This window comes from Brevibacillus sp. NRS-1366 (genome assembly GCF_050467985.1).
Map to the genome: position 1 here is coordinate 102,728 of NZ_JBITPN010000018.1, position 9,381 is coordinate 112,108.

At 46.9% G+C, this 9,381-nt stretch carries 8 protein-coding genes; 6 read left to right on the plus strand and 2 right to left on the minus strand.

Annotated elements, in window-relative coordinates:
- Positions 1-473: 473 nt before the first annotated feature.
- The 3 genes from nrdJ to ACIFQN_RS12225 all read left to right on the plus strand — a co-directional run bounded on the left by nrdJ (position 474) and on the right by ACIFQN_RS12225 (position 3,690).
- A complete protein-coding gene (gene nrdJ, locus ACIFQN_RS12215; RefSeq protein WP_429833304.1) occupies positions 474-2,735 on the plus strand; it encodes a ribonucleoside-triphosphate reductase, adenosylcobalamin-dependent in 2,262 nt (753 codons plus the stop codon).
- A gap of 86 nt (positions 2,736-2,821) precedes the next feature.
- Positions 2,822-3,292, plus strand: a complete 471-nt coding sequence (locus ACIFQN_RS12220; RefSeq protein ID WP_429833305.1) for an acyl-CoA thioesterase — start codon at positions 2,822-2,824, stop codon at positions 3,290-3,292.
- A gap of 2 nt (positions 3,293-3,294) precedes the next feature.
- Positions 3,295-3,690 carry an FxsA family protein gene (locus ACIFQN_RS12225; protein WP_429833306.1) on the plus strand — a complete coding sequence of 132 codons (396 nt, stop codon included), beginning with the start codon at positions 3,295-3,297 and terminating at the stop codon, positions 3,688-3,690.
- Between the two features lie 93 nt (positions 3,691-3,783).
- Here ACIFQN_RS12225 and ytvI read toward each other — a convergent pair whose 3' ends face one another.
- On the minus strand, positions 3,784-4,914 hold the full coding sequence (ytvI, locus tag ACIFQN_RS12230) for a sporulation integral membrane protein YtvI (protein ID WP_429833307.1): 1,131 nt from the start codon (positions 4,912-4,914) through the stop codon (positions 3,784-3,786).
- A 399-nt stretch (positions 4,915-5,313) separates the two neighbouring features.
- Between ytvI and citZ the strand changes: the two genes are divergently transcribed.
- From citZ to mdh, 3 genes are all read left to right on the plus strand, one after another.
- Positions 5,314-6,426: a citrate synthase gene (gene citZ, locus ACIFQN_RS12235; RefSeq protein WP_429833308.1), complete on the plus strand. Its 1,113-nt coding sequence runs from the start codon at positions 5,314-5,316 to the stop codon at positions 6,424-6,426.
- A gap of 150 nt (positions 6,427-6,576) precedes the next feature.
- On the plus strand, positions 6,577-7,860 hold the full coding sequence (icd, locus tag ACIFQN_RS12240; RefSeq protein ID WP_429833309.1) for an NADP-dependent isocitrate dehydrogenase: 1,284 nt from the start codon (positions 6,577-6,579) through the stop codon (positions 7,858-7,860).
- 50 nt (positions 7,861-7,910) lie between these two features.
- Positions 7,911-8,849, plus strand: coding sequence for a malate dehydrogenase (gene mdh, locus ACIFQN_RS12245; RefSeq protein WP_429833310.1), 939 nt, complete (start codon positions 7,911-7,913; stop codon positions 8,847-8,849).
- Positions 8,850-9,132: 283 nt separating this feature from the next.
- Here mdh and ACIFQN_RS12250 read toward each other — a convergent pair.
- The coding region (locus tag ACIFQN_RS12250; RefSeq protein ID WP_429833311.1) for a hypothetical protein at positions 9,133-9,381 on the minus strand (249 nt) is incomplete at its 5' end.

Consider the following 9,381-nt stretch of genomic DNA (forward strand, 5'->3'; position numbering starts at 1 on the left):
GGTGACACCAACGTCACCCTTTTTTGGCGTGGCCTAGAATGCAATTCCCCATGTAGGAAATTCCGTTTTTTACCTGCCGACGGTGGTTTTTAGGTAATGCAATGAACGCTGGAATCTGTTAAAATCGGTCGGTACGTTCTCAAACAGACGAGGAGTTATTTCGGAGGCTTGCGTGTTTCCATAAGCCGTTATGGGCAGATTTGGTTTTGATCGTTCGAGATTTACCATGAGGAAAGGATCAGAAGAAGAGGCGAATTCTTGCAGTGATAAGAGCTGATACATATGAAAATAGCGAGGCCATGACTTTGCCATTTCTCGCATAATGTTCGGGAATATGTGTCAAGTGTTTTTTTATAAACAATACTATATCTAGTGTTGTCGAAAATTATTTAGCACAACATATAGGTAAAACTATTGAGTTTTTCAGATAAAGATAGTTAACTAGAGAGGAAAGATTTGAAGGAGGAACTGATATGCTGGCGACTGAGACCGTAACCCGTACCCGTTTTCTTACGGATGAATTTCTAGATCAATACCCTGATTTTCCTGTCCATATGAGTCCGCTTGGACAATTCGTTTACTACCGTACTTATTCTCGCTTTATTCCAGAAAAGGGAAGACGGGAAACCTGGAAAGAAACATGCCGCCGCTCGGTGGATTACAATATCAAGCTAGCTTATCAGCACTTGAGCAAGATTGGACTTCATGCAGATTCGCGTTTGATGGAGCAAGAGGCAGAAGGATTGTTTGACAATATGTTTAATCTCCGCCAGTTTTTGTCTGGTCGCACTTTGTGGGTTGGCGGCGCGGAGAATGGCGTAGCGGATTTGTATCCACTCGCCAACTTCAATTGCTCTTTTTTAAATATCAAATCGTGGGATGATTTGGGAGACCTGTTTTATTTGTTGTTGGTTGGTACTGGCGTAGGCTTCAAGTGCACAAAGGAAATGGCGGCGGGACTCACTCCGATCCGCACCAATGTATCCCTGCTTTCCTCCGAGTACAAGCCGCTTCCAAAGCATCAGCGTCTTGAGCGCTCCGAGGTAAACGTATTGGAAAATGGATTTGCCAAAATTTATGTAGGTGACAGTAAAGAGGGCTGGGTAGAATCGCTTCGTCTCTATCTGCAAATCTTGACTGACAAAGCCTATGAGCATATTCATACAGTCAAAATTTCCTACAACAGCGTCCGGCCAAAAGGCGAGCGTCTGAAGCGCTTTGGTGGTACAGCAAGTGGTCATGAGCCGCTTCGTGAAATGTTTGAAGGAATTGATAAAGTTCTGAAAAACCAGATCGACCAGCATTTGGCTCCGATTGAGAGCGATGAAAAAGGATACGGTAAAATTCGTCCGGTACATATCCTGGACATCGGCAATCTGATCGGTGCAAACGTTGTGGTAGGTGGCGTCCGCCGCACGGCTGAGATCTTCTTGTTTGACCATGATGATTACGAGTGCATGATGGCTAAATACGGGATTAACGGCTTCTGGACAGAGGACCAGCTGGCCCATCACCGCCGAGTGGGCGAGCTCTTGGGTGAACACAAGCCGGTTTGGTTTGACAGCATTCAAAATGTAGGGGATGGCCGCTTTGGTCTTGACCATCGCCGTATGTCCAACAACTCGATTGCCTTTACGAAACAGCCATCCAAAGACTTCCTGCACCTCGTCTTTACGTTGATGCAGCTCGAAGGCGAGCCTGGCTTTATCAATTTGGAAGAAGCGAACCGTCGTCGTCCTAATGCAGAAGGCTTGAATCCTTGTGCGGAAATTTTGCTTGATTCCTATGGTGTCTGCAACCTGACAACAGTGAATCTCGTAGAATTTGTCAAAGATAACGCGGATGGCTCCAAATATTTGGATCTCGAAGGACTTTTGGAAGCCCAACGTAAATCGGCTCGTGCCGGTCTGCGGATGACATTGGTTACTCTAGAGCTGCCGCACTGGGATACGGTTCAACAGCGCGACAGACTGCTTGGAACATCCCTGACAGGGGTAAAAGATGCGCTCGCTTTTCTCGGATACACCGAAGAACAGGAATTGGAGCTGCTCCGTCAATTGGGCAACGCTGCTCGCGATGAGGCGAACCGCTACGCTTACGAGCTGCGTGTTAACTCACCGCTTCTCGTTACCACAGTAAAACCAGAAGGGACGCTGTCGCAGGTAGCTGGTGGTGTTTCGAGTGGTCTGCACTGGTCGCACTCCCCATACTATATTCGTCGTATCCGTATAAACGCAGAGGACCCATTGGCCAAAGCGGTACAAGCCCTTGGCTGGACAGTAAACCCTGAGGTCGGCACACCGGGTGACACGTACGAAGAGCGTATGGCAAATGCACGGACGCTGGTTATTGATTTCCCAGTTGCATCAGGTGCAGAGGAAACCAAAAACGAGGTTAGTGCAAAACGCCAATTTGATACGTACTTCCGTTTCCAAAAAGAATATACCGAGCATAACTCCTCCAACACGATTACGGTTCGCAAGGAAGAGTGGAACGAAGTAGAAGAGATTGTCTACGCAAATTGGGACAATTTTGTCGGGGTATCGTTCTTGCAGCTGGATGGAGGCAACTATCAGCTCGCACCGTACGAAGAATGCTCCAAGGAACAATACGAGGCTTTGAAAGAAACAATGAAGCCGTTTGATCCGGCTATTCTGCAACAATACGAAACAGGCGGTGAGGCTGATCTGTCAACAGCCGAATCTTGCGAAGGCGGCGCTTGCCCAATTCGTTAATAAAATAAGCGTTGCATGACTTCAAGCGGGGAGGACTGAGATCAGTTCCTCTCCGTTTTTTGTGTTATCAATACCACAGCTTGTCTATGGTACAATACGTATATAAAGAAAGGGGAGACGAGCGTTTGCGTCCAATTGTTCAATCTCATCGGTTGCGGGTTCGTTACCAGGAGACCGATCAGATGGGTGTAGTCTACCATGCGAATTACTTGAATTGGTTTGAAGTGGGACGGACAGAATTCATTCGACATACTGGTCTTACGTATCGTGAGCTGGAGGAAAAAGGGATAATGCTTCCGGTCATGGATGCCCGAATCTCCTACAAAAAACCTGCCCGATACGATGATGAGGTAGATATCCGGACATGGGTGGGCCAAGTCAGTGCTGTTCGACTTGCGTTTTGTTATGAGATTATTCGAGTGGCAGATCAGGAGCTTTTGGTGTCAGGAGAGACGATGCATGCCTTCACCAACAGTGAGTTAAAACCGATCAGGCTTTCCCGGGTACAGCCTGCCATATACGATTGGCTGACCACCATGCACAAAGGAGAGGAATAATCATGCTGCGTATCCTCGTCGTCCTTTTCATTGTCATTTTTGGAGTAGAGATGTGGGGATTGATTGCTGTAGGTTCGATGATTGGTGGATGGAATACTGCCCTTCTGGTCATTTTAACAAGCCTCTTTGGAGCTTGGATGGCCAAGCAGCAAGGGGTCCAGGTGTTTCGCATGGTTCAGTTCCAGCTTGCTCGCGGGCAGATGCCCACGGAAACCTTGATTGATGGGGTTTTGGTTTTGATTGGTGGGATTCTGCTCTTGCTCCCAGGATTTATCTCTGATGTGATCGGCTTGATTTTTTTGATTCCGTATACACGAATGATTTTGCGCCATTTGCTGAAACGCTGGCTATGGGCGTTGATTTCATCCGGACGTATTCAGCTTTTTTTTCGCAGATGAGGCAGATGATAACGAAAAGAACCGCTCTGAAAGGCCAAAAACCGGTACCAGAGCGGTTCTTTTTTACTATGAGAAGGCCCCGATAGAGGTTTTTTACGTTTGCTTCCCGCGTATGTATTGCCACACATCCGTAAATACGTTGGCTTTTACCAAAGCATTAATTAACACGAGGGAAACAGGACCGATGATCAGGCCCAAAAATCCGAAAAGTTGAAGACCGACAAACAGCGCCACCAATGTCAGAAGCGGATCGAGGCCGACACTTTCTGCTACGATTTTCGGCTCGATGATCTGCCGGAAAATTAATACGACCGCGTACAAAATGGACAACCCGATGACCATCGTGTAATTTCCTTTGAAGAACAGATACACAATCCAAGGAACAAACACGGTACCTGTCCCCAAATAAGGGAGCAGATCGACCAGACCAGTAATGAGGCCGATCGTGATTGCATACTCCACTCGCATGATCAAAAGGCCGATGATGACGATGGCAGCGGTCAAGGAAATCAGCGTAAGCTGGGCTTTGACAAACCCAAACAGGGCTCCGCGCAAATCGCGGAAAATTTGATCCAGACGATTGTTCACGCCATTCGGCAGGATTCTGCGAAAACGTGCCTCCCACAAGAAGAAGTCCTTGGAGATAAAGAAAGCGCCCATCAGAGAAATGACGGATACGGTAGCCATGTTCGGCAGGGAGACGAGCAGATTTTTCAATCCATTGAGAAATTTGACAACCAAATCTTGTCCTGCGTGGGTGATCGTGGTAATGCCGCTTCCGATTGTATTGTTGATCTTCAGCTGGAAATCAGGATCAAGCTGCGTATACATCCATTGAATCTGATTGTAGATACCCATCAAAAATTCTTGTGAAATCGTTCGCTGCAAGTATTCGGAAAGCTCCGCCGCAAAAACCGGAAGTCGCTTTGCCAGCTCGCCGATCTCCACCACTGTTTCTGTAACCACGAGTGTGACTATGCCAATGGCCAAAAGCATCAGCAGCAAAAGCGAAACCGTGACTGACAACCAACGGGGGATTTTGAACTTTTTGGTCATAAAAGTGACGGGCCTGTTGATCACCAGAGCGATGACTAAAGCAATAATAAATGGGTACAGTAAGGGTGTTGCGAACTGGAAAAGCCAAATTCCTACATAAATAAGCAGGTAAACCCATATTAACCGAATGATTTGAAATAGGCGCTCCACCCAGTTTTCCCGATTCAAAAGTGGTCTCCTTTCTGCCGCAAGCAAGCGGACAAAAGCTGTTGGTACTATTATGCAATATGCTTCATAGGCAGAGCAAGCCAGCGGAAAAAACAAAACTGGGTTTCACCCTTTGAAACATTTTTTCGCCAATCTTATTCACAAAATGGCAATAATCTTTTATAATTGGGTCGACTTATAGTGGATTCTTTTCTCTCGCCTCTCCCTTTGACATGATCGAAAGGCATAAATGATTATGTGAGGATTTGCGTGGATACATTCCCTGACAAGAGTGGTGGATGAAAGAAACCGCTGCTTATAATTTCATATAGCTTTAGACTAGGGCGCTTATTCGTCATATTAGGATAAGCAAAGACTGGATAAGCACTACTACTTGAGTGGAAAAGGAGAGGGAGTTCTATGACAACTACTCGTGGACTAGAAGGCGTTGTTGCGGCTCAATCATCAATCTGTTCTATCGTCGATGGTGTTCTTTGCTATGGCGGGATCAACATCGATGAGCTCGCAGAACATGCAACTTTTGAAGAGGTTGTATACTTACTCTGGCATGGAGCGTTACCGAAGCGTGATCAGCTGGACGCTTTGAAAAAGCAATTGGGTGAACAAGCTGTTGTGGCCAAAGAAGTATTGGAAAGTGTTCGCCACTATCCGCAAGGTGTTCATCCAATGGCGGTGTTGCGCACAGCTGTCTCTTCGCTAGCGCTCTACGATCCAGAAACGCAAGACATGTCTCCTGAAGCCAACTATCGGAAATCAATCCGTCTGATGGCACAAACTCCTACCCTGATTGCAGCGTATGCTCGTATGCGTAAAGGCTTGGATCCAGTAGCTCCACGTGCCGATTTCACAATCGCACAAAACTTCCTTTACATGCTGACAGGCGAAGAGCCTACTGAAACAGCTGTGAAAGCATTTGACATTGCACTGATTCTGCACGCCGACCATGAGTTCAATGCATCTACTTTTGCTGCTCGTGTAACGGTTGCGACACTGACTGATATTTATTCGGGTATCGTCTCTGCAATCGGCACGCTCAAAGGACCTCTGCACGGAGGCGCTAATGAAGCAGTAGCAGCGATGTTGACTGAAATCGGCAGCATGGACAAAGTAGAATCTTATGTCAGAGGTAAACTGGATAACAAGGACAAAATCATGGGCTTTGGACACCGCGTCTACAAAGATGGCGATCCTCGTGCAAAATGGTTGAAACAAATGTCCAAAGCGTTGACCACGCAAATCGGCCGTCCTGAGCTGTACGAGATGTCTGTAAAAATTGATGACATGGTAACTGGCGAAAAAGGCCTGAAACCAAACGTTGACTTCTACTCCGCATCGGTGTACATTTCTCTGGGTCTGGAAATTGATCTGTTCACACCGATCTTTGCCATCAGCCGTATGTCCGGTTGGACGGCTCACATCATGGAACAGTATGAAAATAACCGTCTGATCCGTCCTCGCGCGGATTACATTGGTCCGGTGGGTCAGCACTACGTGCCAATCGACCGTCGCTAATCTTGTTATTTTCGAGCGTGGAGGGCAGGTGTTCAGCCATGCTGTTCACTCCTTACGTGCAAGCTTGCGAACTACCACGGTACTGTGGTAGTTCTCCTACGTCTGGAAATATTCCAAATCAACTATTACTTCAACACTGGAGGGATTCTTGTGTTTAAAAACCTTACACAACCAACTGCCGGCGAAAAAATCACTGTTGATAACGGCAAACTTGTAGTTCCAAACAACCCGGTCATTCCTTTTATCGAGGGAGACGGTACTGGTCCTGACATCTGGAATGCATCTGTTCGTGTTCTGGATGCAGCAGTAGAAAAAGCTTACAACGGCGAAAAGAAAATCGCTTGGTTCGAAGTATTCGCAGGCGAAAAAGCTTTCAACCAATACAACGAGTGGCTGCCAGAAGATACACTGACTGCCGTTCGTGAATACCTGATCGCAATCAAAGGACCTTTGACTACACCAGTGGGTGGCGGTATCCGCTCCATCAACGTAGCATTGCGTCAAGAGCTTGATCTGTATGCATGCGTGCGTCCTGTTCAGTACTTCGATGGTGTTCCATCCCCTGTGAAACATCCTGAATTGACAGATATGGTCATCTTCCGCGAGAACACTGAAGACATCTATGCTGGTGTTGAGTGGGCTGAAGGTACTCCAGAAGTGAAAAAAGTAATCGATTTCTTGCAAAATGAAATGGGCGTGAAGAAAATCCGCTTCCCGGAAACATCTGGTATCGGAATCAAGCCTGTTTCCAAAGATGGTACAGAGCGTCTGGTTCGTGCAGCGATCGACTACGCAATTGCAAACAATCGCAAATCGGTTACTCTCGTACACAAAGGCAACATCATGAAGTTCACCGAAGGCGCGTTCAAAAGCTGGGGATATGCACTGGCTGAAGCTGAATACGGAGACAAAGTGTTCACTTGGGCACAATACGATCGTATCAAAGCTGAAGGCGGCGACGCTGACAAAGCACAAAAAGAAGCAGAAGCAGCTGGCAAAATCATCGTAAAAGACGTGATTGCTGACGCGTTCCTGCAACAAATCCTGACTCGTCCAGCCGAGTACGATGTAGTAGCTACCCTCAACCTGAACGGTGACTATGTATCTGACGCCCTGGCTGCACAAGTAGGCGGTATCGGTATCGCTCCAGGTGCAAACATCAACTACCTAACTGGACATGCGATCTTTGAAGCAACCCACGGTACAGCTCCTAAATACGCTGGACTCGACAAAGTAAACCCATCCTCCGTGATCCTGTCCGGAGAAATGATGCTGCGTCACCTGGGTTGGAATGAAGCTGCTGATCTGATCATCAACTCCATGGAAAAAACCATCTCTGCGAAAACAGTAACATACGATTTCGCACGTCTGATGGATGGCGCTTCCGAGCTGAAATGCTCCGAGTTCGCTGACGCTTTGATCAAAAACATGTAAGATAGTTTAAGCATCAGTTTTCACACTTTACCTTTCGGAGGGGAATAATCATGGCATTCCAACGCAAAAAAATCGCTGTTATTGGTAGTGGTTTTACTGGAGCAACGACTGCATTCATCCTGGGCCAAAAAGAACTGGGTGACGTCGTGCTGGTTGACATCCCTCAACTGGAAAATCCAACTAAAGGGAAAGCATTGGACATGATGGAATCCTCCCCAGTATTGGGCTTTGATTCCAACATCACTGGTACTGCTAACTATGAAGATATCAAAGGTGCTGATCTCGTTATCATCACTGCTGGTATTGCTCGTAAGCCTGGCATGTCCCGCGATGACCTGGTTAATACCAACGCTAGCATCATGAAATCTGTTGCTGAGCAAGTGAAAACTTATGCACCAAACTCCATCGTACTCGTACTGTCCAATCCAGTTGATGCGATGACTTACACTTTCTTCAAAACGTCTGGCTTCCCGAAAGAGCGCGTAATCGGTCAATCCGGCGTTCTCGATACTGCTCGTTTCCGTACCTTCGTAGCTATGGAACTGAACGTATCCGTAGAAGACGTAACTGGCTTCGTATTGGGTGGTCATGGCGATGACATGGTTCCATTGGTTCGCTACTCTTATGCTGGCGGTATCCCACTGGAAACTTTGATTCCAAAAGATCGTCTGGAGCAAATCGTAGAACGAACTCGCAAAGGCGGCGGAGAAATCGTAAACCTGCTGGGTAACGGTTCTGCTTACTATGCACCAGCGGCTTCCCTGGTACAAATGGCTGAAGCCATCATCAAAGACAAAAAACGCATCCTGCCTTCTATCGCTCTCCTACAAGGCGAGTATGGCTACAACGACATCTACCTAGGTGTACCAACTCTGCTGGGTGCAAACGGTATCGAGAAAGTAATCGAGCTCGAACTGACTGCAGACGAAAAAGCAGCTCTCGACAAATCGGCTGACTCCGTTCGCAACGTAATGGCGGTTTTGAAATAGTTATCTGTATGAATAACAAACGACGTCTTTCTTCTTGAAAGGCGTCTTTTTTTGTGGTCGTTCGTGGCTTCGGTGGAGGGGAGGAAACAGGAGAAAACGCTCCAGCTTCTTGGGCCTCTAGCGTGGGAGAAGAACTGTCCGCTTCCGGGGAAAAAGCGAAACCGCGTCCAAAGCAGTTCTCTCAGGATGATTGTTCAGAGGTGGACGCTTAAGAGCGTGTTTCGCTTTTTCCCCTCCAGCTTGGTATGAGTCCCAAAGAGCTTCGCTTATTTCTCCTGTTTCCTCAGCGAGCGGTATAGGCAATTCGGAGCATACAACATATTTGTTTGTTATTCATGGATGGGAAAAAAATTCTAAGACATAAGAAGATTATTTGAAGGCAAAAAGAATCGTACGGTACACCTTGGAACAGAAACAGCAACCAGTCTCCGTGGATGCGCTCAGGATCATGTTCTTCCAACAAAATTCTTACTAAGACGTGACCAAAAAACAAAGCTGCTGAAGAGGAAAGAGGAGAAAACCAGCTAATATT